Source organism: Vibrio sp. ED004 (assembly GCF_023206395.1).
In the GTDB taxonomy this organism is placed as follows: domain Bacteria; phylum Pseudomonadota; class Gammaproteobacteria; order Enterobacterales; family Vibrionaceae; genus Vibrio.
The window spans coordinates 1,650,675-1,676,388 of sequence record NZ_CP066150.1 but is presented as its reverse complement, the minus strand read 5'-3'; the positions used below and the strand labels follow the sequence as shown (position 1 = coordinate 1,676,388).

Annotated in this window: 21 protein-coding genes and 2 pseudogenes; 16 read left to right on the top strand and 7 right to left on the bottom strand. The window is 43.9% G+C overall.

The annotated features are described in order from the left end of the window. Positions 1–96: 96 nt before the first annotated feature. Positions 97–1,533, bottom strand: a complete 1,437-nt coding sequence (locus tag ITG10_RS24855; RefSeq protein WP_017630492.1) for a glyceraldehyde-3-phosphate dehydrogenase — start codon at positions 1,531–1,533, stop codon at positions 97–99. 827 nt (positions 1,534–2,360) lie between these two features. On the opposite strand from ITG10_RS24855, the gene ITG10_RS24850 reads away from it, so the two are divergent. After that, entirely contained in the window at positions 2,361–4,925 is a 2,565-nt protein-coding gene (locus ITG10_RS24850) for an ATP-binding protein (RefSeq protein WP_017630493.1), read from the top strand. On the opposite strand, the gene ITG10_RS24845 is transcribed toward ITG10_RS24850, so the two are convergent. From ITG10_RS24845 to ITG10_RS24835, 3 genes are all read right to left on the bottom strand, one after another. Beyond that, on the bottom strand, positions 4,922–5,158 hold the full coding sequence (locus ITG10_RS24845; RefSeq protein WP_017630494.1) for a hypothetical protein: 237 nt from the start codon (positions 5,156–5,158) through the stop codon (positions 4,922–4,924). The genes ITG10_RS24850 and ITG10_RS24845 overlap by 4 nt on opposite strands. Positions 5,159–5,329: 171 nt before the next feature. Further along, complete coding sequence (locus ITG10_RS24840; protein ID WP_248386991.1) at positions 5,330–5,938, bottom strand: D-Ala-D-Ala carboxypeptidase family metallohydrolase; 609 nt, start codon at positions 5,936–5,938, stop codon at positions 5,330–5,332. A gap of 152 nt (positions 5,939–6,090) precedes the next feature. Then, positions 6,091–6,405: a DUF496 family protein gene (locus ITG10_RS24835; protein ID WP_004742367.1), complete on the bottom strand. Its 315-nt coding sequence runs from the start codon at positions 6,403–6,405 to the stop codon at positions 6,091–6,093. 195 nt (positions 6,406–6,600) lie between these two features. On the opposite strand from ITG10_RS24835, the gene ITG10_RS24830 reads away from it, so the two are divergent. The 5 genes from ITG10_RS24830 to luxQ all read left to right on the top strand — a co-directional run bounded on the left by ITG10_RS24830 (position 6,601) and on the right by luxQ (position 11,803). After that, on the top strand, positions 6,601–6,801 hold the full coding sequence (locus ITG10_RS24830; protein ID WP_017630496.1) for a hypothetical protein: 201 nt from the start codon (positions 6,601–6,603) through the stop codon (positions 6,799–6,801). Positions 6,802–6,864: 63 nt separating this feature from the next. Next, positions 6,865–7,521, top strand: coding sequence for a YceH family protein (locus ITG10_RS24825; RefSeq protein ID WP_017630497.1), 657 nt, complete (start codon positions 6,865–6,867; stop codon positions 7,519–7,521). Continuing rightward, the gene (locus ITG10_RS24820) at positions 7,522–7,836 is read left to right on the top strand and encodes a GIY-YIG nuclease family protein (protein WP_017630498.1); all 315 of its coding nucleotides are present in this window, start codon (positions 7,522–7,524) and stop codon (positions 7,834–7,836) included. 308 nt (positions 7,837–8,144) lie between these two features. Then, positions 8,145–9,239 (top strand): autoinducer 2-binding periplasmic protein LuxP, encoded by a 1,095-nt coding sequence (locus ITG10_RS24815; RefSeq protein ID WP_017630499.1) that lies wholly within the window; start codon positions 8,145–8,147, stop codon positions 9,237–9,239. Beyond that, a complete protein-coding gene (luxQ, locus tag ITG10_RS24810) occupies positions 9,239–11,803 on the top strand; it encodes a quorum-sensing autoinducer 2 sensor kinase/phosphatase LuxQ (protein WP_017630500.1) in 2,565 nt (854 codons plus the stop codon). Before ITG10_RS24815 ends, luxQ begins: the two co-directional genes overlap by 1 nt. 48 nt (positions 11,804–11,851) lie before the next feature. Here luxQ and ITG10_RS24805 read toward each other — a convergent pair. After that, positions 11,852–12,510: pseudogene (locus tag ITG10_RS24805) on the bottom strand (PilZ domain-containing protein). A 194-nt stretch (positions 12,511–12,704) separates the two neighbouring features. Here ITG10_RS24805 and ITG10_RS24800 point away from each other — a divergent pair. Beyond that, entirely contained in the window at positions 12,705–13,055 is a 351-nt protein-coding gene (locus ITG10_RS24800) for a HopJ type III effector protein (RefSeq protein ID WP_017630502.1), read from the top strand. Between the two features lie 162 nt (positions 13,056–13,217). On the opposite strand, the gene ITG10_RS24795 is transcribed toward ITG10_RS24800, so the two are convergent. Next, complete coding sequence (locus ITG10_RS24795; protein ID WP_128644356.1) at positions 13,218–13,523, bottom strand: DUF1289 domain-containing protein; 306 nt, start codon at positions 13,521–13,523, stop codon at positions 13,218–13,220. A 159-nt stretch (positions 13,524–13,682) separates the two neighbouring features. Here ITG10_RS24795 and yegD point away from each other — a divergent pair, with 159 nt between their 5' ends. The 5 genes and pseudogenes from yegD (at position 13,683) to tnpA (ending at position 18,942) form a co-directional block, all read left to right on the top strand. Then, positions 13,683–15,035: a molecular chaperone gene (gene yegD, locus ITG10_RS24790; protein WP_248386989.1), complete on the top strand. Its 1,353-nt coding sequence runs from the start codon at positions 13,683–13,685 to the stop codon at positions 15,033–15,035. 539 nt (positions 15,036–15,574) lie between these two features. Continuing rightward, on the top strand, positions 15,575–16,612 hold the full coding sequence (locus ITG10_RS24785) for a porin (protein ID WP_017630254.1): 1,038 nt from the start codon (positions 15,575–15,577) through the stop codon (positions 16,610–16,612). Between the two features lie 288 nt (positions 16,613–16,900). After that, positions 16,901–17,533 carry a fumarylacetoacetate hydrolase family protein gene (locus tag ITG10_RS24780; RefSeq protein WP_017630253.1) on the top strand — a complete coding sequence of 211 codons (633 nt, stop codon included), beginning with the start codon at positions 16,901–16,903 and terminating at the stop codon, positions 17,531–17,533. A 150-nt stretch (positions 17,534–17,683) separates the two neighbouring features. Further along, entirely contained in the window at positions 17,684–18,316 is a 633-nt protein-coding gene (locus ITG10_RS24775; RefSeq protein WP_017061759.1) for a LysE family translocator, read from the top strand. 192 nt (positions 18,317–18,508) lie between these two features. Beyond that, positions 18,509–18,942: pseudogene (gene tnpA, locus ITG10_RS24770) on the top strand (IS200/IS605 family transposase). A 92-nt stretch (positions 18,943–19,034) separates the two neighbouring features. Here tnpA and ITG10_RS24765 read toward each other — a convergent pair. Further along, positions 19,035–20,741, bottom strand: coding sequence for a phospho-sugar mutase (locus tag ITG10_RS24765; protein ID WP_017630012.1), 1,707 nt, complete (start codon positions 20,739–20,741; stop codon positions 19,035–19,037). A gap of 502 nt (positions 20,742–21,243) precedes the next feature. Here ITG10_RS24765 and coxB point away from each other — a divergent pair. The 4 genes from coxB to ITG10_RS24745 are packed head-to-tail and all read left to right on the top strand — an operon-like array spanning position 21,244 to position 25,683. After that, positions 21,244–22,461, top strand: a complete 1,218-nt coding sequence (gene coxB, locus ITG10_RS24760; protein WP_017630011.1) for a cytochrome c oxidase subunit II — start codon at positions 21,244–21,246, stop codon at positions 22,459–22,461. Then, a complete protein-coding gene (gene ctaD / locus ITG10_RS24755) occupies positions 22,458–24,119 on the top strand; it encodes a cytochrome c oxidase subunit I (RefSeq protein WP_017630010.1) in 1,662 nt (553 codons plus the stop codon). Before coxB ends, ctaD begins: the two co-directional genes overlap by 4 nt. An 11-nt stretch (positions 24,120–24,130) precedes the next feature. After that, entirely contained in the window at positions 24,131–24,760 is a 630-nt protein-coding gene (locus tag ITG10_RS24750; protein ID WP_017630009.1) for a cytochrome c oxidase assembly protein, read from the top strand. 38 nt (positions 24,761–24,798) lie between these two features. Beyond that, on the top strand, positions 24,799–25,683 hold the full coding sequence (locus ITG10_RS24745; protein WP_017630008.1) for a cytochrome c oxidase subunit 3: 885 nt from the start codon (positions 24,799–24,801) through the stop codon (positions 25,681–25,683). Positions 25,684–25,714: the final 31 nt, after the last annotated feature.

Below are 25,714 nucleotides of genomic sequence, written 5' to 3'. Positions count from 1 at the left end.
TTTATACGAGGGAGTAAAACAGAAGGGGTTGCGAAGCCTGAAACAGGCTTCGCAGATATAGTTATTATGTTGTGGAGCTGATTTTACTCAGAGGTCTTAAACCGCTGGGTAAGTCTTGTAGCGAACACCCATCATCTGTTCCATACAGTGAACAACTTGGCAGCTGTAGCCAAACTCGTTGTCGTACCAAATGTAAAGAACAGCGCGGTTGTCTTGCGCGATAGTCGCAACACCGTCAACGACACCAGGGTGGCGAGAACCAACCAAGTCAGTAGATACAATCTCAGTTGAATCGGTGTAATCAATTTGAGCTGACAGAGCAGAAGACAGTGCCATTTCACGTAGGTATGCGTTTAGCTCGTCTTTGTTAGTCCCTTTTTCAAGGTTTAGGTTTGCTACTGCCATCGATACGTTTGGCGTAGGGACGCGAATCGCATTACCCGTTAGCTTACCTTCCATCTCTGGCATCGCTTTTGATACTGCTTTTGCAGCACCAGTTGATGTCAGTACCATGTTCAATGAAGCAGCACGACCACGACGGTCACCTGAGTGGAAATTGTCGATTAGGTTTTGGTCATTAGTGAATGAGTGAACCGTTTCGATGTGACCCGATAGAACGCCAAACTTGTCGTGAACAGCTTTCAATACAGGCGTAATTGCGTTGGTAGTGCAGCTTGCTGCCGAGATGATCGTATCTTCTGGCTGAATCACATCTTCATTCACACCAAACACAACGTTTTTAATGTCGCCTTTACCAGGTGCAGTAAGAAGTACTTTGCTAGCGCCGTTACAAGCAACGTGTTGGCTTAGGCCTTCAGCGTCACGCCACACACCTGTGTTATCAACAACTAATGCGTTATCAATGCCGTAAGCGGTGTAATCGACTTCTTCTGGCTTGTTTGCGTAGATAACTTGGATGAAGTTACCGTTAACGATGATCGCTTTGCGTTCTTGGTCTACCACGATGCTGCCGTTGAATTGGCCATGTACTGAGTCACGACGTAGCAAGCTTGCGCGTTTTTCTAAATCACCATCTTTACCGCCACGAACTACGATTGCACGTAAACGAAGGGGGTAACCTGGGCCGCTTTTCTCTACAAGAATACGAGTTAGCAGGCGACCGATACGACCGAAGCCGTACAACACAACGTCACGAGGTTTCGTCATCGCGTCGCCTTCAAGCGAACCCATTAGAGCCGTTTGAAGGAAGTCATCCATCGCGCTAAGGTCTTCGTGGTTTTCCCAGTACTGAGCTGCTAGTCGACCAACATCAACGCGGCATGGAGACAAGCGCATTGATAGTAGATGCTGGATAATTGGTTGAGTTTGTTCTGCGGTTAGCGGTGAGCTAGTGTAACGTTTTGCGATGCGGTGAGCTTTGATGATGTCGATAGTGGTTGCGTTAACTAAGGTCTTACCGAAGAGGATAACTTCAACGCCTTTTTGGCGGTATAACTGACCTAAAGTTGGAGCGATGGATTCAGCAATAGTTTGACTAGTTTGCCAGTCTAGGAGGTGCTTTTCGGGACTCATCTTTACTCGGGACCTTTCACGTTAAGTTTCTGCAGTCATGGCGGTTGTAGGGAAGCCAATCAGCATAGGGGGTTGAGCTATCAAGCGGTGGTCTTTAATGCCACTTAATTCTGCGTGATATGCCTTGTGTGTAACTTGTAATTTTTATGTGGCAGGATTGTAAGGTACGACTGGTTATTCTGCTAGGAAAAATAAATGCAGATAAATTATCTGCAAGTTGGCGCGATAATAGCCATAAATCAAGATTTCAGTATTAAGAAAGACTATTGACTTTAACAATCTGTAGCACTTAATTTTCGCCAAAAAATACTTAAATCAAAATATGATATGTAATATAAGTCATACCGATCATTCAAGGTGTGATCGATAACTCAAGTTACACGGAATTGGTAAACAATAGATAAGCTGATCAATGGGTTTTGCTGTTCGACTTTCGAATAAGCCGAGGTTGAGTGGAAAAACAGCAAGACGCAAACAATTGGATCTCACAAATTTAACCTAATTTTCGACTTTGTTGGTTTGTAGGGCGGTTATTCGCTACCTCACGGCGTTGAACCTCTTTCTCTTTTACTTGTTATGCGAGTGATAATAACTCGGTAAACCTTTCTACTTTGAACGCACTGATATCGATGCTTGTTCATTTTAAATGTCCGTTCTGGACTCGGAGTATCGTTTGTTCATACCCAATTTGATCAATAACCTCTGTTAATGTCCTATTCTTAACTTGGGCTAGGTAAATTACTTTCGGGAAGGGAGTAGTTATAAAAATGATAAATATGTCAATTAGATGGCGTCTTATTTTTCTTTCCACCGTTTCTGTATTCATTATGTTTGGGTTTACAGTTAATGAAGTGCTAAAGAACGATAAGAAGATGAATCACCTTGAAACAACGCGTATTAAGGTCGAAGCGCTTCAATCTTTTAATACCATTTCAAGTAATGCTTATCGATGGCTGGTTCTGTCTAATGACTCCCCTGAGAAAGGTCAGTTGCTGTTAAAGCTGCAATCAGAATTGGATAAGCTCACTCAATATGAGGTTCGACTTCAACAGTTCGACAGCAACTGGAGCGTTGAACCGCAGTTGGTTGAGCTTAAAAGCGTGTTGATGAGGCTTGCTCAAGAGACAGAAGCCACAAACAACACACAATTGACCGAGCGCGCATTCGACTTGTTGAAAGATGTTTTGATGGAGTTGTCTGAATATCAAATGAGCTTAGTCGATGAGGATATTGGTCAAGCTGATGCAGTGTTCGTCCATCTCACTAACTATGTCTTCTGGACTCAAAGAGAAGCGTGGTTAAGCTACAGCCTGTATCGTACTCCAGAGTTAAAAAATCAATATCTATTGAGTTATGTTGGTGCTTTGGAAAGGCAACAACAGTTGTTAGATTCGTATTTTCGATCGGGCACTCGCTCCCCAGAAATTAGAGAACTGTTAAACGCTTTCTCCAAAGATGAACTTCGAAACAGCTTCACATCACGAATCCTCGAAGGGGACTTCTCGTCACCTGAAATCTATGACCACCTCAAAGGTTTGGAACTCAAAAAACGCGCGATTTCAAAAGCGATTGGCGCTTATACCAAGCAATTGCAGTTCGATCTAACAAAGAACATCGCTCTACAAAAAAGACAAACCTTGGTCATGACACTGCTGATACTGGCTGCTTCAGGTGTTTTGCTGTGGCTCGGTATCGCAACCTCTCTGCGTTTAAATCGCAACCTATCGCTGATTCTTAAAGGGGTAACAGAATGCGCAGATAGCTATGGCAAGCCAAAAGTGATTCACATTCAAGGGAACGATGAGCTTACTGAATTTACTGAGGCTCTGAACCGAGTGATGGAGCGTAACTATCATCACAACAAAGAGTTAATAAAAGCCAAGGAAGACGCGATTTCAGCGAATAAAGCGAAAAGTGCCTTTCTTGCCAACATGTCTCATGAAATTCGTACGCCGCTCAATGGGATTATCGGCATGGCGGAGATCTTGTCTCAGAGCCAGTTAAGTGCCAACCAACAAGAAGTACTCGGGGATATTGAATCGTCTTCTCACTCGTTGTTAGTGCTACTGAATGACATTCTAGACCTGTCTAAAATCGAGTCCGGCAACTTGATGTTGTCGCCACACAATGCTGATTTGCGTGAAGCTGTGTATGACTCGGTGAGTGTGATTTTATCCAAAGCGATCAGTAAAGACATCGAACTCGACATCAACATCGACTCCCAAACCCCGCCACAATTGTTCTTTGATGAGTACCGAGTTAGGCAAGTACTAACGAACCTGCTATCTAACGCCATCAAGTTTACGTCTAAAGGAACGATCACGACGGACATTGCGTACACGCCCATGTCTCTGGGAAGAGGGAAGCTAGAATGCAGTGTGTCGGACTCTGGGATAGGCATTGAACCAGAGAAGTTAGAATCGATTTTTGAACCCTTCACACAAGAAGATGGCAGCATCACACGTCAATTTGGTGGTACAGGGCTTGGGCTTGCCATTTGTCGACAGCTTGTTGATTTGATGGGTGGCTATATTACTGCGCGCTCAGTGAAAGGAGAGGGCTCGACGTTCACTTTTTGTTTGTATGTCGACATTGTTGAATCTCAGGTGCAAAGTTTCGAGAATTTGAGCTCCGTGACTGTTGTCTCGAACTCTTTCAATTACCTAGACCAATTGGTGAAAGAGTGTGAACGTTTGAATGTTCGCCCTAATGTCGTTTCATCTATTGCGGATCTCGATGACACCCTCAAAGAGAGCGACTTCATACTGTATTGTCATACGCTGCATCACTCTATGGAGAAGGATTTGGCGGCACTTAAGGCCGTATATCCACTTTCTCGCGTGATTGTGTGTCAGCATCACCTATTTAAAACCCACCTAATCACAGAGACAGTGCACTCGACTCATACCTTGCCATTTTTGGGTCGACGATTCTTCAACAGCTTGCAATCACTGGATGTCGGCGAAGAGCCAACACCGAAGGTGGAACCAAAGGATGAAGAGGTTCGTTCGCTGAATCGACGTATTTTGATTGTTGAAGACAATTTAATGAACCAGAAAATAGCGAGCTTCTTCCTTGAACAAGCGGGTTATGAGTATTTGATTGCCAGTAACGGACAAGAAGCGGTGGACGTGATCACTCAAGGTGCTCAGTTTGATGCCATCTTAATGGATTGTATGATGCCTGTGATGGATGGCATCACCGCGACTCGAGCTATTCGACAGTGGGAGTGTGAACAAGAAGCCACACCACTGCCGATCATTGCCTTAACCGCCAGTGTATTAGAAGAAGACATCAAAGATTGTTTTGAAGCGGGCATGAACGCTTACTTGCCCAAACCTTATAAATCCCATCAGTTATACGATCTTTTCAGTAGCCTTGATATCGTCTAGCGGACTTCTAAGCCAAGGTTGTACTGCGCAAGACAGCGACCTACATAGCTGATTTTCAATAATGCCGCGACCAAGATTGTGCTGATGTGAGCGACGATTTGAATCGGCAGTGAGAAGTGGTCGGCCATAGGATAAGCAACAATGATGCTGAGTAGCATAAGTAACGCGGTGATCGCTAAACTGAAGTTCGATACAGAAAGTAGAGTTTGAAAGCGTTGAGTTATAGTTTTCATATTGAATTCCTAATTGCTATTAGTTTCTTTTGATACTTAGTAATAGCAATTAGTGTTCCAATTTTAAATTTATTTAAATATCAATATCTTAATTAAATGCACGATGATTTTAGAGTCAAAAAGACACGCCTTCATATCGTGTCTTTTTGACATTGTTATGTTTATTTGTAATCACCAATTTCTGAAGCCGCAAGTGTCGATGTGGAATCGAACGCCTGCGTACAGGCCTAATCCTACGTTATTCTTCTGACCGTATTCAGCGTGAATTTTTTTGAGTTTAACGTGCAAATCTGCTCGAGAAATACCGTTGGCTGGGACAAGGTCTAAAGCGCAGAACTCTAAGTGCTTACTTTGCAGGGCACCGCCAGCTTGTTGATTGTAGAGTTTTGAGCGCTCACCAGAAACAGGAATAACCACACCAATTTCAGGCTCAATGTATTGTTGAATGTACTTTAAGGTGTTGATCATGTTGGGGAGGGTAAACAAGGTAGTGTTACTCATTGCCCAGTCTGTCCCTTGCAACAACACTAGATGTAAAGGCATGCTTTGTGTGATTCCCGCATCTTTGAGCTGTTGCCCGATCTCTCTTACTTGGTCTTCTGCGTGGTTAAGCAACATCCAGCCACGAAATGCCGAGCGAGTCGGAACCTTGTAACCATGAACATCCACCACGAGGTCTTCGTAGGTGATTTCAGTCTCTTCGGTATACAGTCTTTCAAATTCTTCAGGGTAGGGTTGAGTCGTTGATAGCGCTAAGGTAATTAGGATGCTTGAGTACATAAGGTGGCTCCATTACTTACGTTGGCTTTGCTAGTGACAGTTGAGTCAGTAAATGCGTAAGCTTAAGTATAGACACTGGAATTTATGTACAAAAAAACCCACTACAAAGAGTGGGTTACTAACATTATTACAAGTTAATCAACGAGGTGAGATTACTTCTTACCTTGGATTTGCTTGTCTTCTTCTGTTAGTTCACGAATGCGGCGGCTGATGTCGCGACGAGCTTTAGAAATCTCTGCGCTCTTGATGATGTGATCATCAACGCGGTCTTCGTAGTCTGCTTTCATGTTTTTGATAATGCCTAGGATCTCATCGTGAGTCATCTCTGGCTTGATGTAATCAAGTAGGTTATCAAGAAGGTCGACACGCTTGCGGTTGTCACGAACTTTCTTTTCGTTGTCTAAAAGTTCACGCTTAAGTTTGTTCTTACGTCGTGCTTGGTTAACAATTTCAAATACGCTGCTCATAGATTCCTTTTCCTATTCGTCAAATACGTTGTCTGGTTCTGATTAAAGCACATCAATTGATGATGTAACAGTCTTTAGATCAAAGCAAAAGTAAGGTTGTTTAATTATTCGTCACTCTCGCTGATGTGTGATTGTTTTTATCTCACCGATCAAGTTAGTATCCCATGTAGATACTGCATTGATACGAAATGTGAAATGAATCAACAACAATTAGAAACAGAAGAATTGGACGATAACGTCACTGAATCTTCAGCAGAACAAAACAAGCTTCGTGATGCGTATGTACAAGAGCGTACTTATTTGGAAGTCGTGGAAATAGAGCTAAACCGTTCTAAGATCATAATGATTGATGAACAAGGCAGAAAGAAACGAGTACCGATTTTGTCTGAGCACTAGTCCAAAGTGGCTGCATTGTTAGGTGTTGAGATGGAATTATCAAAATAATAAAAAGGAAAAACGATGAACACAGTACTTTCCCCAATTGAAGCGAGAATTATTGGTTGCTTGATCGAGAAAGAAGTCACTACTCCCGATCACTACCCATTAACACTGAATAGCTTAACAACGGCTTGTAATCAAAAGAGCAACCGTGAACCTGTTCTTTCGCTGTCTGAATCAGACGTTTTAGATGCGGTTGATGGTTTGATTTCGCGTCGCATGGTAAGCGACGAAAGCAGCTTCAATAGCCGCGTAAACAAATATCAACATCGTTTCTGCAACACAGAATTTGGTGATCTGCAATTTACTGAGCAAGAACGCGCAATCATCTGTTGTATGTTGCTGCGTGGCGCGCAAACTCCAGGTGAACTTCGTACTCGAACTGGCCGCCTAGCGAATTTCAGCGATGTAAAAGAGGTGGAAGCGACGCTTGAGAAGCTAGCTGCAAGGGAAGCGGGCGCACTCGTTGTGAAACTACCTCGTGAAGCGGGCAAGCGTGAGTCACGTTACCAACACCTGTTGAGCGGTGAAGTGGATGTTGAAGCGTTTTCGGCGGCATCGGTAAGCGCGACAGCACCTTCTGCATCGAATGAAAAGTTTGAAGAATTAGAGTCAGAAGTCGCAAGCCTACGAGCAGAAGTGGCAGAGCTTAAGGCTCTGGTTGAATCGCTGCTTTAGATGTCTGAGTCTGATAAAAATGCGGATTGGGTCGTGTACTTGATCCGCAATCGTCACAATGCTCTTTATTGTGGTGTGACGAATAATTTAGCTCGCCGTTTTGAACAGCATCAGACAGGTAAAGGCGCAAAAGCCTTAAAAGGTAAAGGCCCGCTTAAGTTGGTTTGGAGTTTCGATGTTAGGTCAAAAAGTGAGGCATTGAAAACCGAATACGCGATCAAACAATTACCCAAATCTCGTAAAGAAAAACTGGTATCACTCAAACTAATCATTGAGTGGCAAGAAGACCAAATTCAATATATCGAAGTCTCATAATTCATAGCTAAAATATTCGTTATTGACTAAATCTTAATAATATCTGGTTTCATATGTATTAAGGTTAACTATTTGAATTTAAATGATAAATCTATTTTGTTTGATCGGGCTAATTTCACTATCTAACACGCTAATCCTAATCTCTATTCCAAATTAACATTTCGCTCATTTAGAATGTCGTTCTAATTAGCGCTAGACGCTATCATTTCTAATCGTTGTCCTACATAATATCGTTCAGCCATACAAAGATATGGTGTCATGCTAGGTTAAAAAATGAGCCAGAGTAGCTCATATAAAACGAGAAAAATATGAAACGTTTACTGATGTTGTTTGGACTTGCCGTATTTTCTGCGTCCGCTCTCTCCCATGGTACTCATGTCCTCAATGGGTACTGGGAATACCAAGATTATCTTTCCAAGTTTCCAGAACAAAAAATATTGACCGATAAAATGGTCGAAGCTGTGCAAAACCATCCTGTGCCGTTGAGGCGACCTCAAGATCGACCGATCACGATCTCGGTTGTGTATCCAGGCCAGCAGATCTCTGACTATTGGGTTCGTAATATCCAAGCGTTTGAAAAGCGCCTTGATAAGCTGAGAATTAACTATCAAATAAATCAGGTATTTACCCGTGTTAATGCCGATCTCACTCAGCAGAGTATTTCTTTGCAAGAGGCGATCGAGAACAAAACGGATTACTTGATATTCACCTTAGATACCACGCGACACCGTAAGTTTATCGAACACGTGTTGAGTTCTACTGATACTAAGCTGATCTTGCAAAATATCACCACACCAGTACGTGCGTGGGCAGATAGACAGCCATTTATGTATGTAGGTTTTGATCATGCGACAGGCAGTTTAAAACTGGCAGATTATTTTAAAGAAGTGAGCCAACCAGATAGTAAATACTCTGTGTTGTACCGCTCTGAAGGTTATATCAGTGATGCTCGTGGAGATACCTTTATCCATGAAGTGAACACCGACACCAACTTTGCCCTCAAGTCTTCGTTTTACACAAAGTCAGACAAAGAGACCGGTTACCAAGCGGCTAAAATCAGCATAGCGAACGATAAGGATCTAGACTTTATCTATGCATGTGCAACCGATGTCGCTCTAGGCGCGGCAGAAGCGATTCGCGAATCAGGTCGAGATATCTTGGTTAATGGTTGGGGAGGCGGTTCTGCTGAGCTTGAAGCTCTTGCGAGAGGTGACTTGGATGTGACCGTTATGCGTATGAACGACGACACCGGTATTGCGATGGCAGAGGCGATCAAGTGGGATCTGGCCGGGTTGGCAGTTCCTACCGTTTACTCTGGCGAATTTGAAGTCGTGACCAAAGAGGATTCTCCAGAACGTATTTCAGAACTTAAACAGCGAGCATTTAGGTACTCAGGTCAATAATGAAGAAAAGCTACGCCAGTACACCAAGGAACACCTTAGCCAAACTCATTACGCGTATCATTATTTTAGTGATAGGCGTGATGGCACTCGGCGTGCTTATTCACAATTATGAAACCAGCAGCAGCATCGTCAAACAAGAGACTAATCGAACCGTCCAGCAGACATCTAGTCTGATTCAAAACATGTTTGATTACCGCTTGTCGGTGCTGCAAATCCACCAAGACAGTAGCTCACACAACGCAACGCTAAAAGAGTATTTTGAAACAGGTAATGAAGAGGCTCTGAGCTACTTTTTCTTTGGTGTTGATCAACGTGAACCCGACCATGCACCGGATTTACGTTTTGTTTCTACTCATGATGGTTTGGCGTGGGAAGATGGCAACGGTCAGTTTTATGGTTTGGATACATCGAGCTTAAAACATATTTCGGACGAGGTGTCGTTCAGCAGTAACTGGCATTTTATCCAAGTAATGACCGAGATTGGCAAGCGTCACTTGTTGGCTCGTCGAACCCCGATTGTTGATAACAAAACAGGTGAAGTTCTAGGTCAGCTTTATATTGCTATTGTACTCGACAATAATTTCTCCCTTGTAGAGTCCATACAACAGGGCAGCAATTGCGAAAATATCGTGATTGAAGCGCATGGCACTCCTGTCACATCGACATTCAGTGGCGATGAAAGCTACACCATAGCCGATATCCTCAACTATAAAATATACGAGCAGTTGCCTCGTCATTTCGTCACGATCACAACCATCAAGATCAATGCGGTTGAAACCCCTCTCATTATTCGTGCTGTGCAGAAGAACACTAACTTCATCGCGCTAGAAGAGAACTATGAGCGAGCAATCATTGTTGTGATCGTGGTGATCGTATTCATGTCTTTCTTTGCGCGTGCTTGGATTCAGAGAAGGGTAGCGGCGGAGCTAGATAAATTGATGAACTTTACTCGTTCTGCCAGTGATAGCGAAGAGTACAATAAGTTCGATGGCTCCAATATATTCGAATTTCATCATATTGGCTGCACGCTTGAAGACACCTTTGAACGCTTGTCTGAGCAGAATCAAAAGTTCCAAGATCTATTCAACTTTGCTCATTCGCCGATTCTGGTATGGTCTGAAAAAGGCGATTTAATTCAGATGAACCCAGCGGCACGTATGGCGTTGTTCGATGACGATGATAACTATGGGGCTATGGCTCAAGAATTTGAGCATCGTATGTTGCCGAACATTCAAATGGTGGTTCAAGGAGCAAAGCTAACCGGTATTAATGTGCCTATTGGCGAAAAGGTATTTCGTTGGAATATGTCGGCCATTCGTGTTGAGCACGGCATCACAGGTGTGGTGGTACAAGGGCAAGACATTACTAAGCTGATTGAAGCTGAGAGACAAGCCGATCGAGCAAGAGAAGAAGCTGAGCACCTTGCCAATGTGCGTGCTGATTTCTTAGCGAAGATGAGCCACGAGATTCGAACACCGTTAAATGGTATTTTGGGTGTGTCTCAATTACTCAAACGCTCGATACACAGTGAAGATAATAGCGAGCAAGTCGATGTACTTTGTAATAGTGCGGAACATCTACTGGCGGTACTTAACGATATTTTGGACTTCTCAAAGATAGAGCAGGGGCAGTTCAATATCCAAAAGAAAGACTTCCGTTTGGGCGAGTTGGTCAACACCTTAGACAGCATTTATCGTCCGTTGTGTGAAGATAAGTCAGTCACGTTTACCATAGTGAATCACTTGGTAGACGACATCGAAATCAATACCGACCAAGTACGTCTAAATCAGATCATGTTTAACCTGCTGAGTAATGCGCTTAAGTTTACTCATCAAGGGGGCATTTCGGTCAGTTTTGAGCTCGAAAGCATCTTTAATTCCGATCAAGCCAGTTTGATTGTGCGAGTGAAAGACACGGGTATTGGTATCGATGAAAGCAAGATAGACGCAGTGTTTGAACCCTTTGTTCAAGCAGAAGAGACCACAACTCGTGAGTATGGCGGTACCGGTTTGGGGTTAACGATTGTAAAAAACCTTGTTGATATGCTGGAAGGGGACATTCAAGTCCGCAGTCATATCGGTCAAGGTTCTGAGTTCATCATCGAAATTCCTGTGGAAATACACTCTAAACCGTTAATCGATGCGAAGCCGCAATCTGATATCGAACCTGAAGCATTGTTTAGTCGCTATTTGAAGGTTCTGCTGGTGGAAGATAACCACACCAATGCCTTTATTGCGCAGGCTTTCTGCAAAAAGTATGGAATGGTGGTCACTTGGGCAAAAGATGGCTTAGAGGCTATCGAGATGGCGAAAACCACGGCTTATGATCTTATTTTGATGGATAACCAACTTCCTAACCTCGGTGGCGTTGAAACCACACAACAACTTAGAGAGGAAATTGGTGTCGTCGCTCCCATTTATGCGTGTACTGCCGATGCTCAAGAGTCGACGCGAGACAGTTTCATGGCTGCCGGGGCGAATTACGTGATAGTAAAACCCATTAAAGAAGAGTCACTTCACCAAGCCTTTGTGCACTTCAAAAACTCATATTGGAATGAGGCTTAGCTAAACAGCGGTTTACTGAAGTTGTGATTTGAAGCAGAAGTTTAAAGCCTAAATAGAGCCTGCTACAAAAGCTTGCTCTAAAAGCAGCGTTTTAGCTCATCACTCATATCTAAGTGCTCGGGGAATTGGATTCCTAATAGCCAACCCTGTCCCTGTCTTTTCTTACTCACGACTTTGTAAACCAAGTCGTCATCTAAGTGCTAGTTTAAGAGTGAATTGACCTTTATTTTCCAGCCCACGTCGATATCTGATTGCTGCGTAAGATAGATCCCGCAACCTGACACTGAAAAATCAACCAGAGTGGCATCTAATGACAAGGTGTCAAAGGTGACTTCACAGCTGAGGCGTACCTTGTATCTTTCGTGTTCACGAATCGGTTTAGTGGCAAAGTTTGAAGGTGGACGCAGGAAGATAAGATGCGTAGGGGAGGTAATATGAGCCAATACATTGGTTTTAAATGCGACGATGTGGCCAAGCTCAGTATCAGTAATAGCGCGAACAATAATATCGACGTTGATGAGCTTTCTGAGTGTCAGTGCTTCGGTCGCTTTTTGTGACAGCTCAAGGATAAGGTACTGATCTTGTTTGTGTCCGATATAGAGCGTACTGATTTGGATTGAGTCGTCTGGGCCAAATTCCAATACACCTGCTGTTTTTGTACCTGGTTTTAGGTATCTGAACAGTTCTAAGTTTTTATCTTTATGCATATTCGTTACTGAACAATGTTAACCATTTGATAAAATAATATAACGTCCTGATAAAACTATGTCATTAGTTTCATTGAAGTAATTATACTAGCAAGGCTAAAAAATGAATCGCTTAGCCAACTAAACAACGGCTTACTCTTATCGAAAAAAAAGATACACTGCTGTACGTTACTTACTTGATGGAGAAATAGTAAATGGAACTGGAAACCCTATTAAACACGTTGGCTGATACCCCGGAAAGCGTGCAATTTGAAGACACAATGCAAGTGATAGAAGCACACTATGACTTTTCAGAGTGTGAATTTCGCAACGGTGATGTTGTGAATACTGCTGGTCAGAATAACGGTTCGTGTAAGATTTTTGCTTTTGGTTTAGAGCAAGGCCTTTCAGCGGAGCAGACATTGGCTTGCTTTGGCCAATATTACCGCAATGACGTATTAGGTTTTCCTGAGAATACCGACCATCAAAATATTCGTAACTTCATGACTCACGGTTGGAGTGGAGTAGAGTTTTCTCAGCCAGCATTGGTTTTAAAGGCTAAGTAAATTGTTTTTAAAGATTCAGTAAATAGTTTTCGAAAGCTTAGTCAATAGTCTTAAAGACGAAGTAAACACTCACTAAGCAATAAGTATTTTGAAGCGAGACAAATCATATCTCGCTTTTTTAACTGCACAAGAACCGCTGTACAAGAATAGGCGCGCGAATTACTAAATCGGCAGCTCAGACAGGCACTTACGACACATGCAAACGCCAGTTTTTGGAATATCGCTCGTATCGCGCTTCTCTAACTCAAAACACCAACATGTGTCTTTACCGGCGCTGATATCGCATTGAGCGGGTTCATTACATTGTGGACATTGGTGAGTTGAACTCGCGCCACTGACGTTATCCATAACAGAATCCCTTTCGCTTTCAGATAAGCCTTTCCAACCTATAATTTCATCCATTGTGCGAAAGCAGCCGCTACACATACCGCCATTATTTTTACAAGCCGCTCGGCAAGGTGTTTTCATCTATCTGACCCGTGATTTATTTGGGCTGAAATGTAGCATATTTGTTTTCTTTTTAAGAGTCGCCAAAGCAAAAAATGACAGAGTAAAATCGACAAATGACCTCGTAATTTCAAGGCTTTTCATGTAGCATCTTGCCCCTTTTGTTGCGTGGGGAATATTATGTTTATTGGATTTGATTATGGAACAGCGAACTGTTCTGTTGCGGCGATGGTTAATGGAGAACCAAGCCTGTTACCATTAGAAGGTGACAACCACTATATTCCCTCAACTGTGTTTGCTCCTACTCGTGAGAGTGTTTCTGAGCATCTATTTCGCCATTTAAACATCAAGCCAAGTGATGCGGTCGGTGAGCAAGTGTTACGACGTGCGATTGCATTGAACCGAGAAGAAAGTATCGACCTAGAGCCGGAAGATATGGCATTTGGTCAGGCTGCGTTAGACCTATATTTAGAAGACCCTCGTGACGTTTATTACGTTAAGTCTCCTAAGTCTTTCCTTGGTGCAAGTGGTCTGCACGATGTTCAGGTCAGCTTTTTTGAAGATTTGGTGTGTGCCATGATGGCCAATATTAAACACCAAGCCGAGCGCACGACTCAAGAACAGATCAAACAAGCGGTTATCGGCCGACCAATTAACTTTCATGGTCGAGGTGGTGAAGACGCAAACAGACAAGCTGAAGACATCCTTACTCGCGCTGCTAAGCGTGCTGGTTTCCTTGATATCGCCTTTCAATTTGAGCCCGTAGCTGCCGGCCTAGATTACGAAAGCACCTTGACTGAAAACCAAACGGTATTGGTGGTCGATATTGGTGGTGGTACGACCGACTGCTCATTGCTAGAAATGGGCCCTAGTTGGTCTGGTCAAGCGGATCGTACTCAGAGCTTACTGGCACACAGCGGGCAAAGGGTAGGGGGTAATGACCTCGATATCTATCTAGCGTTCAAACAACTGATGTCACCTTTCGGTATGGGCAGTAAAGGTATCTCTGGTATTGATATGCCATTGGCTCAATTCTGGAACCCGATTGCAATTAACAATGTAGAAGCTCAGAAGAACTTCTATTCTCGTGAAAACCTTGCCGCATTGAAGCTACTCCGTAAAGAAGCGTCAGAGCCTCAAAAGTTAGATCGCTTGATTAAGGTTTATCACGACACTCTAGGCTACGGTATTGTTCGTCGCGCGGAAGAAACCAAGATTGCGCTAGCAGAATCCGCTCAGTATCGAACAGCAATTAGCGTTGCTTCTGAGTTGGTTGAGGTGGACATCTCAGTTGAACAGATGATTGATGCAATCGAAACGCCAAAGTCTAAGATGATTGAGTTGGTGAAAGAAGCGATACAACAGGGTCAGAAAAAGCCAGATGTCATCTACATGACAGGTGGTTCAGCTCGTTCGCCAATACTGCGCGAAGCCGTACAACAAGCTGTGCCAAATGTTCCTATTGTGAGTGGTAATTACTTTGGTTCTGTAACCGCGGGCCTAGCTCGTTGGGCTGAGGTTTGTTTTAAATAACAGCTTGATTCGTTTAGCTCCGATAGGGCTATTACGCACTTAGAAAAATGATAAATAGGGTAATTGGTCTTCGACTGGTTGCCCTTTTTTGTGTCTAACGCTCCAACTTGATATCAGTGGTATATCCATATATTAGTGAGTTCAGCTTTGACTTCGCTAGTAAGCTTTGGTTTGAAAGTTTTCTAGTAGATTCTAAATGTTACAGAATGTTTCAATGTCAGGTTTTTCCTATTCAGGGACGGTTCACTCTTTCTTTTCTTTGATTTTAAATGCTTTTTTAGTGATTAGAAAGCCAAAAAATCGCTTTGACTAATATAAATAAAACACAAATATTTTCTTGTAATTGTGTTTCATTTTGTTGTTTTTAAAGTGATTTTTGTTTTTTATAGTATTGTTGTTTTTATTTTATATATTTTAATGCAACTTTTTTGTCATTCATCGATTAGTGTTTGCCTACTTGTTAAATGCAGGTAACAACTTCTCCGTAAGCACGAGGTTGTTAGTGAATAACTCTCCCAGTTACATAATGGACATGACAAATGAATAAGAAACTTTTAGCGCTAGCAATTTCTGGTGCAGTATTTGGTACACAGGCAGTTGCAGTAGAACTTTACAACGAAGACGGCACAACATTCTCAGTTGGCGGCCACGTTTCAGTTGCAGTTGGTGATGTAAACAGTGATGACCGCCTTAACAGCGACGACATCGGTGTAGAATCTGTTTCTCCACGTATCAACTTCGGTGCAACTCACGACCTTGGTAACGGCTTCACTGCTGATGCTAAAGGTGAATGGGCGCTAAACATGCTAGACGGCGGTGATGAGTCATTCACAACTCGTCTTGGTTACGTTGGCCTTTCTCACGATGATTACGGTCGTGCAGCAGTAGGTACTCAATGGGCACCTTACTACAACGTTGCTGGTGTAGCTGATATGCCAATCGCATTCGCGAATGACTTCATCTACGAAGATCACGGCAACCTAGGTACTGGTCGTGGCGAAGAGATGGTGAGCTACGGCAACGCTATCGATTTCGGCAACGCAGGTTCTCTAAACGTTGGTGTTGCATGGCAAGGTCGCAAAGCTGATGGTGCGAACGAATACGGCAACCGTGGTCAAATTGCTTTGAACTACGCGATCGCTGATTTCACTGCAAACTACGCATACAACACAGGTGACGTAACTTACGCTCTTGCTGGTTCACAAACTGCTGATTCACATGTAGTAAGTGCAACTTACGGTTCATACGGCGCTGAAGGTCTTTACCTAGCTGGTGTTTACGCAATGAACAACTACATGAACTCAAGCTCAGGCGTTGCTCTAGAAGAGACAGTTGCAGTTGAATTACTAGCGTCTTACGCTCTTTCTAACAGCCTTAACCTAAGCGTTAACTACGAAGCTGTAGAAGACGACAAGAGGAGCGAAACAGTATTCTCTACAACAGCTCTACAAGCTGAATACAACTTCACATCTCAGTTCGTAGGCTTTGCTGGTTACCAGTTCGACCTACAAGGCTCTGGTGTGTACAAAGAGAAAGCTGACGACCAGTGGCTACTTGGTGCTCGTTACTACCTATAAGTCGCAGACTGATTTAGCATAGTGTTTACTCCTTAGGTTTACCTTTTAGGATACTGTCCTAGACACCATGCTAAGCCCTCTCAAACCTTTTGGTTAGAGAGGGCTTTTTTCGTTTTGGGTTTTTGTCTTGAATGGTGATTTCGTGCTGTCGCGATCTTCGTATAAACGCTTTCAAATCATCGAATTGAGCTGAAGATCAGAATTTAGATATTGGTAACCATCTTGTCGAAGACTCTCATTTTGTGATGCGGTAAACTCTGCGTTCCAAAAATAGTTCAGGGACAAACTATGAGCAGCGTTGTTGATCAGGAACAATTGATGAATTCGAAACGAACCGCGACACCAACCAAAGTGTTGTGTGTTGGGCGTAACTATGTTGATCACATTGAAGAACTTAACAACGCGATCCCGGACTCGATGGTGGTGTTCAATAAACCAAGTACCAGCGTGACTTCCTCTCTTTCTTCATTCCATCAAGAAGCACTACATTACGAAGCTGAAATCTGCTTTATCGTTGAAAATGGTCAATACTCAGCCGTGGGCTTAGGGTTAGACCTCACCAAACGTGAGTTGCAAAGTAGCTTAAAAGCGAAAGGCTTACCTTGGGAACGCGCTAAAGCGTTTGACGGTTCAGCCGTTTTTAGTCGCTTCGTTCCAACTGATAACTTAGATCTAATGGACTTGAATTTAGAACTGTTTATTAATTGCGTCCGCGTCCAGAAAGGACATGTTGAGCAGATGCTTTACTCTCCACAAACTATCCTAGAAGAGCTGTCTTCTTATACCACCTTGCTCGATGGCGATGTTGTGATGACGGGTACTCCAAAAGGTGTTGGTGCTGTACACAGAGGTGATATATTCCTTGGCCGCCTAAAGTGTGGTGATACGACATTGATTGAGATCGAGTGGGTAGCAAGTTAGTTAGTCTTTTCTATTAAGTTAATAAATTGGCTTTGTTGTTTGATATTGGTTTTTAATTCGAGTAAATAAACGTCGAACAACTGATTGCATCTGGAAGGGTGTTGGTAATTGATATAAAATCCGCCTCCGTTTTTATCAATACTGAAACCCATGATCGACTTAACCATTTTACCTGTCTACCTGACTGCCGTTGTTGCACTTCTCCTTTTGCCTGGCCCTGATATGTTACTGATTGCGAGTTCAAGCATGAGCTATGGCCGTAAGGTCGGCGTATTTGCAAGCCTAGGCAACGCGACTTCTGGGATCATTCTGACAGTATTAGCGGCTATGGGTGTATCAGCTTTGATCGCAATGAGCCCAATAGCGCTTAAAGCTCTCCATTTGTTAGGCGGCGCGTACTTGTTGAAAATGGGTTGGGATTGCCTGCGAACAGAGCAGGGGAATGCGCCGGAGTTAAACGATAATTTTGCTGCAAAAGCCTATTATCAACGAGCGCTGATCAGCAACCTGCTTAACCCTAAAGCCTTGGTATTCTTTGTGATGTTTTTGCCTCAGTTCGTGTCGACGAATATTGAAGCGACTTCGGGTGAGCAGATGTTAGTGCTTGGTTTACTGCTGAATGTCTTAGGTTTAACGTTCAATTTCCTGCTGGTAGCACTGGTGGGTACGATTGGTAAATCTCTGGTAGAAAATGCTAAGTTCCGTACTTATCAGCAGAAAGTGATGGGCGGTGTGTTCATCGTGTTGGCGATTTGGATGTTGTCTTCTTTCTTTACTTCGTAAAAGCTCCGAATAAAACATATTATCGCGGTTTGCCGCCGAGAGAAGAATGGACGCTTAGAGCGTCCATTTTTTGTTTTCAGCCCTAAACCACCTACTTCAGTAGGTGGTTATCATTCAGTTTGGCTTTGCCTGTAGTTCTACCCATGTTAAATGCTCCCTTGATTTTTAGCGAAGTCAAAGAGGACAAATAACATGAGCAGATATAATCAAGCTTCCCACGTATTTTGGAGATGTCAATATCACATAGTGTGGACACCAAAGTATCGATTTAGGATTTTGAAAAACAATGTAGGTAAAGAAGTTTATCGATGTATAAACGTTTACTGTAATCAACTTGGATGTGAAGTCGTTGAATTAAACGTTCAAGTTGACCACGTGCACTTGGTAGTAAAAGTTCCGCCTAAGTTATCGATATCCAAGTTGATGGGCGTATTGAAAGGCAAAATAGCTTTAAAACTCTTTAGTAAATTTCCATATTTAAGGAGAAACAAACTCTGGGGTAACCACTTTTGGTAAAGGGCTATTTTGTCGATAGCGTAGGGGTTAATGAAGAAATCATTCGACGCTATGTAAGACATCAAGAGAAAAAAGAGCGCGTGGAGCAGCAGCAATTGGCGTTGGACTAAACAAAAGCCCCCTTTTAGGGGGCTCACATAAAGCCACCTTCTTTAGAAGGTGGTAATTTACTTTAGCCGTTATATGTTGAACAAACCAATAGTTAAGAATTCAGTTCTTGCTGGTGTTGTTCTATGAGTTTGTCCATATACTCTTCGCCACGTAGACGAGTGTCTTCGTAGGTTTCTGTTCCTTCGAATTTTGTCACCGTCTCATAGTAAACCTTAACTTTAGGCTCGGTTCCTGAAGGACGGACGATAATGCGCGAACCATCTTCGAGGTGATAGATGAGCACATCACTCGCGGGCAGGTTAATCGCTTCAGTATTCCCGCCAATAACAAAACGTAACGATGATTGCAGATCTTCAATCACTGATATAGCGACACCATTGATTGCTTTGGGTTGTGCTGACCTAAGCTTAGAGCCAATCGACGGTGAATCTGGGTCAAGCGCGATACTGCGTTGTGCGTTGGTATGAACACCATGCTCCAATGATATCTGAGCAAGAAGATCCCAGACCGTTCGACCTTGAGATTTCAGCTCTTCAACCAGTTGAGCGAAAACAACGATAGCAGACAGCCCGTCCTTATCTCGAACCTGAGTACCAATCGTATAGCCTAGCGCTTCTTCATAGGCGAATAAGAACTCACTGTTTTCGTCTTCTAATTGCATGCCGATGTTGGCCAACCATTTAAAGCCTGTCAGTGTTTGGAAATAGGTAGCACCATGGGCATTCGCCACTTTTTCAAGCAGCGTTGATGAGACGATACTATTACCAACCAACTGATTTTTAGTGTGTGGCTTTGACAACAAGTAATGCGCGAACAACACACCTACTTGGTCACCCGTGAGCATTTTGTACGAGTCGTCTTCAGTTCTAACCGCAACGGCGAATCGGTCTGCATCTGGATCGTTGGCACAAGCTATGTCTGCATCGACATTTTTTGCTAGGTTGACCACAAGGTCCATTGCCCCTTTCTCTTCCGGGTTAGGGAAGTTGACGGTTGGGAAGTTACCATCGGGTTCTCGTTGTTCTGCAACGCTGAATACCTTATGGAAACCGGAGTCATGGAGCAGATCTTCAGCCATTTGTGCGCCTACACCATGCATGGCGGTGTAGGTGATGGTAGTGTTCGCTGATTCAATGTCTTTACTCACATATGGACTCTGATTTATCGCAGCGCGATACGTTTGGTAATAGCCCTCAGTCAACCACACTAACTTGCCTTGTGCCTCCGCGTCACTCAAGCTCAGTAAAGGAATCGGCTTGGTCGATGCGATATCGATTTCAGAGGCAATGGCAGCATCATGCGGTGGAATGATTTGAGCACCATTCTCCCAGTACACTTTGAAGCCATTGTATTCTGGCGGATTATGGCTAGCTGTGACCACAACGGCTGCGGCTGCGTTAAAATGTTCAATGCCGAAAGCAACGATAGGGGTTGCAGCGACATTCGAGGTTAAGTAAACCTTAATACCCAAAGCCGTGAGTACAGAAGCGGTATCAATAGCGAATTGCTTTGAATCTAAGCGGCCGTCATAGCCCACAACAACACCACGAATCTTGGCATTTGCAACGTGCTCTATCAAATAGTGACCAAGCCCTGTCGAGGTTTCTTGTATCACTAAGCGATTCATTCTGTTTGGACCACATCCAACTTTGCCACGAAGACCTGCTGTCCCGAACTCTAATCGCTGCGTAAAACGGTCTTCTAATTCGTCGAGCATTCCTTCATCGATGAGGTGTTGAAGCTCTTCACGAGTTCTCGGGTCTGGGTCTCTCGCTAACCAATTCATTGCATCTTGCATAATCACTAAACCTTTTAATGTCTGTATGACTTACTGTTGATTTAACTTAAGTGATATTGATTATCATTTCTATGAAAGCAATCGTAAAACTCGATATAAAATAAATTCCAACGGCAAGAGGGCATGTAGCTTAGTCACTTCAAATAATTGACTGTTTAGTAAGTAAACTTACCTTGAACAATTGGATATCACTAACTAGCCTTTTACATAAATATAACAAAATTTAACAGATTCGCCGTTTTTGAATCTTTCACGGAAACCCCCAACGCTTTTGAGCCGTATTGGCTCATAGGAAGATATGAGGTTGATAGTGCTTTAAAGCTATCTCCATGTGAGTTGTAGATTGAGATTCAGCCTTTTCATGTGTAGTCGGGATAACAATGAATGTTGTCCGGCTCATAATGACATATAGCTTGTAATGAAACTTAGCTCATAACGAAATATGGCTCGTAACGACATTTAGGTCGCAAGTATCCTATTAGGAAGGATAAGGAGAGATCTTTTGAAAAGATTACTGGTTAGGCTAGCGTGGCTTTTGAAGAGTTTTGTTGTGGTTTTAGTGTCGCCTTTAGTGCATGCAAGTAGTGAATATAACATGACAAGAGGTGTAACTGAGATCAGCGGTGAGGTTTATGAACTTCATATGCTTATCTTTTACATCTGCTGTGCAATCGCCTTCGTCGTTTTTGGTGTGATGTTTTATTCGATTCTGAGGCACAGAAAGTCGAAGGGCGCGGTAGCCGCTCATTTTCACGAAAGCACCAAAGTTGAAATCCTCTGGACCATCATTCCTATTATTATCCTCATCGCAATGTCGATACCCGCGACCAAAACCTTGATAGCGATGGAAGACACTTCTCAGTCCGAACTCACCGTTAAAATTACTGGCTCACAATGGAAATGGCATTACAGCTATTTTGGCGAAGATGTTGAGTTTTTCAGTTTGCTGGCGACCAGTGATAAAGAAATTGAAGGCATTGAAGTGAAAGGGGCGCATTACCTGCTAGAGGTTGATAAACCCTTAGTCCTTCCTATTGATAGAAAAGTTCGCTTCTTGATGACCTCTGACGATGTGATTCACTCTTGGTGGGTCCCGGCCTTTGCCGTTAAAAAAGATACCATTCCGGGGTTCATTAACGAAGCGTGGACAAAAATCGATGAGCCAGGTGTGTATCGTGGTCAGTGTGCTGAGCTGTGTGGTCGAGCTCATGGCTTTATGCCGATCGTAGTACATGCCATGGAAGAAGATGAGTTTGATGCGTGGTTAGCAGAACAGAAAGAGTTAACGATTGCCGCACAACAAGCAGCTCAAGATGCATTAGACGCGTCACTTTCTTTAGATGAGTTGAATACGATAGGTGCAGAGGTTTACAAAACTCGATGCGCGGTTTGTCACCAAGCGAACGGTGAAGGCATTCCAGGGGCATTTCCAGCGATTAAAGGTAGCCCGGTAGCTCTTGGGGATGTCGATGTGCATATCGATACCATTGTTTATGGTCGTGGAGGCACGGCAATGCAAGCCTTCGATAATCAGTTAACCGAGAAAGAGATCGCAGCGGTCGTTACTTACCAAAGAAATGCTTGGGGTAATGATACGGGCGATATTGTTCAGGCTTCAGACATTAACGCTTACAAGGTTAAACAAGAAGGCAGAGCCCAAGCACCTGACGAACAGGGCTCAACGGATGAAGCACAAAGTGATGCTAAGGAGCAGCTATGAGTTCACCAATTAATAAGCCGGTGAAATCGGCGCCTGCAGAAGATCAGGCCTTAAGCCATTCTGTGGAAGGCACATTGGACAGCAATGATTTGCCTCTGGATGATCACGACTCTCACGCCGCTCCAAAAGGGTGGGCGCGTTGGCTCTATTCAACCAATCATAAAGACATCGGCACTTTATACCTGTGGTTCAGTTTTGCAATGTTCTTAACGGGTGGTGCCATGGCAATGGTGATCCGCGCCGAGTTGTTCCAACCGGGTTTGCAGCTTGTTGAACCAGACTTCTTTAACCAAATGGCCACAGTGCACGGCTTGATCATGGTGTTTGGTGCGGTAATGCCTGCATTTACGGGGCTTGCTAACTGGATGATCCCTATGATGATCGGCGCGCCCGATATGGCGCTGCCTAGAATGAACAACCTCAGTTTCTGGATTCTGCCTTTTGCTTTCTTAATCTTGATTGGATCTTTGTTCACTGAGGGTGGCGGTCCGAGTTTTGGTTGGACATTCTACGCACCGCTCTCAACGACTTACGGCCCTGACAGCACGGCGCTGTTTGTGTTCTCTGTCCATATTATGGGGATCAGTTCGATCATGGGGGCGATCAACGTCATCGTGACCATCGTTAATATGAGAGCGCCAGGTATGACTTGGTTCAAACTACCTATGTTCGTATGGACATGGTTAATCACCGCTTTCTTGCTGATAGCCGTGATGCCGGTTCTCGCCGGAGCGGTGACCATGGTATTGACCGATAAATACTTCGGGACAAGCTTTTTCGATGCGGCTGGTGGTGGTGATCCAGTTATGTTTCAGCACATATTCTGGTTCTTTGGACACCCCGAAGTGTACATCATGATTCTACCGTCGTTTGGTATTGTCTCTGCCATAATCCCAGCCTTTAGTGGAAAGCGCTTGTTTGGTTACCATTCGATGGTGTACGCGACCTGTAGTATCGCCATCTTGTCCTTCCTAGTTTGGGCACACCACATGTTCACTACTGGGATGCCGGTCTTTGCTGAGTTGTTCTTCATGTATTGCACTATGTTAATTGCGGTGCCGACGGGGGTGAAAGTCTTTAACTGGGTCGCGACTATGTGGCGAGGGGCATTGACCTTCGAAACACCAATGCTTTTCACCATCGCCTTTATTGTGCTGTTTACGATAGGCGGCTTGTCTGGATTGATGCTCGCCATCGTTCCTGCTGACTTCCAATATCATGACACTTATTTCGTGGTGGCTCACTTCCACTATGTTCTGGTGACTGGTGCGGTGTTCTCGATAATGGCTGCCGCCTATTACTGGCTGCCTAAGTGGACCGGGCATATGTACGACCACAAGCTCAGTCTGTGGCATTTCTGGACATCTGTCATATCAGTCAATGTGCTTTTCTTCCCGATGCACTTCCTAGGTTTAGCCGGGATGCCACGTCGTATTCCAGACTACGCTATTCAGTTCGCTGACGTTAACCAAGTGGTGTCGATAGGTGGTTTTGCCTTTGGTTTATCGCAACTTATCTTCTTGTGGCTGGTCATCAAGTGCGTGAAAGGCGGCGAGCCTGCATCAAGCAAGCCATGGGAACGTGCTGAAGGGCTAGAGTGGACGGTACCAAGTCCAGCTCCTCATCATACCTTTACTCATCCACCTAAAATTGATTAGAGAGATGAGCTATGAGTGATAAGCAAAGTGATTCAAATCACGATGAAAAACAATCCAAGCGGTTAGCCAAGAAGCGTTCAACTAAAAAGCTGACGGGCTACTTGGTATTGAGTGTGGTGGCGATGTTTGGCTTCGGTTTCGCTTTGGTGCCGCTCTACGATGTGATGTGCGAGGCTTTGGGAATCAACGGTAAAACCAATACGGTTTCTGCGGTTCAACCTCAGGGGATGCAACCTGATTACTCTCGGACGATTCGGGTGGAGTTCATGTCTCATATTAAGCCTGATATGCCATGGACGTTTTCGCCTGAAGTACGTGTATTGGAAGTTCATCCTGGCGAGGTGGTGCAAACCAATTATATCGCGAAGAACTTATCTGCGAGTTCATTGATTGGTCAAGCTGTGCCATCGGTGTCTCCGGGAATGGGAGCGACTTATTTCAACAAGATGGAGTGCTTTTGCTTCAATCAGCAACCTCTTGATGGCTTCAAGAGTGCGGAAATGGGTTTGATATTTTATATAGAGCCAGACATTCCAGAGTCGATAAACACGCTGACGCTATCTTATACGTTATTCAATATCACGAGTGAGGTGGTTGGGGGAGTAAACGAACCTGAGCCAAACGTACTCGCGAGTAATTAATAAATTACAGAACCAGAATCAACAAAAGGAGTTGAGCGATGAGTTCTAAAAAGGAAGTGTATTTCGTTCCACATCAAAGCCATTGGCCGCTAGTCGGTGCCGTTGCTCTGTTTCTTGTTGCGGTCGGAGCAGGCTTAACCGTGCAAAACATGGGAACGGATGCCGCAGGTGGAGTGTTCGGTAAAGCGGTGTTGTTAGTTGGTTTTGCTGTTCTTCTGTATATGCTTGCGGGTTGGTTTAGCTACGTGATTACAGAGTCATTGAGTGGTGTTTATTCCGAGCAAATATCTCGCTCCTTTAGACAAGGAATGAGCTGGTTCATCTTCTCTGAGATCATGTTCTTCGGCGCCTTCTTTGGCGCGCTTTTCTACGCTCGAATGATTTCAGTCCCTTGGATTGGTGGGGCGGGCAACAATGAAATGACCCATGAAGTGCTGTGGCCGATGTTTCAATCGATGTGGCCGCTGACCACGACACCGGATGGTGTGACGACACAAGCGATGCCTTGGCAAGGTATTCCACTCAAGAACACCATTATCCTACTGCTTTCATCCGTAACGCTGCACATGGCGCACCTGAGTCTTGAACAAAACAAGCGCATGGCGTTAATCGTTTGGTTAGAAATTACGATTGTTCTGGCGGGCTTCTTCCTATTTTTCCAAGTCGAAGAGTATGTTCATGCTTATCAAGATATGGGGCTGACCCTTCAATCGGGTATCTATGGCAACACCTTCTTCTTGTTGACGGGTTTCCATGGCTTGCATGTTTGCTTGGGGACGATCTTTTTGATTGTGTTACTGGCAAGGGTTGCGAAAGACCACTTTACGCCCAAAGACCACTTTGCGTTCCAAGCTGGCAGTTGGTACTGGCACTTTGTTGATGTGGTTTGGTTAGGGTTATTTGTGTTCGTCTATGTCCTCTAACGACATAGACCGCTTTAGCTGTTGGGCTTAT

Bases quoted from the DNA above. Each gene is read 5' to 3' on its own strand.
- ITG10_RS24825 (WP_017630497.1), top strand. From the start codon at position 6,865: ATGAACACAGTACTTTCCCCAATTGAAGCGAGAATTATTGGTTGCTTG.
- ITG10_RS24745 (WP_017630008.1), top strand. From the start codon at position 24,799: ATGAGTTCTAAAAAGGAAGTGTATTTCGTTCCACATCAAAGCCATTGG.
- luxQ (WP_017630500.1), top strand. From the start codon at position 9,239: ATGAAGAAAAGCTACGCCAGTACACCAAGGAACACCTTAGCCAAACTC.
- yegD (WP_248386989.1), top strand. From the start codon at position 13,683: ATGTTTATTGGATTTGATTATGGAACAGCGAACTGTTCTGTTGCGGCG.
- ITG10_RS24775 (WP_017061759.1), top strand. From the start codon at position 17,684: ATGATCGACTTAACCATTTTACCTGTCTACCTGACTGCCGTTGTTGCA.
- ITG10_RS24850 (WP_017630493.1), top strand. From the start codon at position 2,361: ATGTTTGGGTTTACAGTTAATGAAGTGCTAAAGAACGATAAGAAGATG.
- ITG10_RS24780 (WP_017630253.1), top strand. From the start codon at position 16,901: ATGAGCAGCGTTGTTGATCAGGAACAATTGATGAATTCGAAACGAACC.
- ITG10_RS24800 (WP_017630502.1), top strand. From the start codon at position 12,705: ATGGAACTGGAAACCCTATTAAACACGTTGGCTGATACCCCGGAAAGC.
- ITG10_RS24795 (WP_128644356.1), bottom strand. From the start codon at position 13,523: ATGAAAACACCTTGCCGAGCGGCTTGTAAAAATAATGGCGGTATGTGT.
- ITG10_RS24765 (WP_017630012.1), bottom strand. From the start codon at position 20,741: ATGCAAGATGCAATGAATTGGTTAGCGAGAGACCCAGACCCGAGAACT.
- ITG10_RS24840 (WP_248386991.1), bottom strand. From the start codon at position 5,938: ATGTACTCAAGCATCCTAATTACCTTAGCGCTATCAACGACTCAACCC.
- ITG10_RS24845 (WP_017630494.1), bottom strand. From the start codon at position 5,158: ATGAAAACTATAACTCAACGCTTTCAAACTCTACTTTCTGTATCGAAC.
- ITG10_RS24835 (WP_004742367.1), bottom strand. From the start codon at position 6,405: ATGAGCAGCGTATTTGAAATTGTTAACCAAGCACGACGTAAGAACAAA.
- ITG10_RS24750 (WP_017630009.1), top strand. From the start codon at position 24,131: ATGAGTGATAAGCAAAGTGATTCAAATCACGATGAAAAACAATCCAAG.
- ITG10_RS24815 (WP_017630499.1), top strand. From the start codon at position 8,145: ATGAAACGTTTACTGATGTTGTTTGGACTTGCCGTATTTTCTGCGTCC.
- ITG10_RS24855 (WP_017630492.1), bottom strand. From the start codon at position 1,533: ATGAGTCCCGAAAAGCACCTCCTAGACTGGCAAACTAGTCAAACTATT.
- ctaD (WP_017630010.1), top strand. From the start codon at position 22,458: ATGAGTTCACCAATTAATAAGCCGGTGAAATCGGCGCCTGCAGAAGAT.
- ITG10_RS24820 (WP_017630498.1), top strand. From the start codon at position 7,522: ATGTCTGAGTCTGATAAAAATGCGGATTGGGTCGTGTACTTGATCCGC.
- ITG10_RS24785 (WP_017630254.1), top strand. From the start codon at position 15,575: ATGAATAAGAAACTTTTAGCGCTAGCAATTTCTGGTGCAGTATTTGGT.
- ITG10_RS24830 (WP_017630496.1), top strand. From the start codon at position 6,601: ATGAATCAACAACAATTAGAAACAGAAGAATTGGACGATAACGTCACT.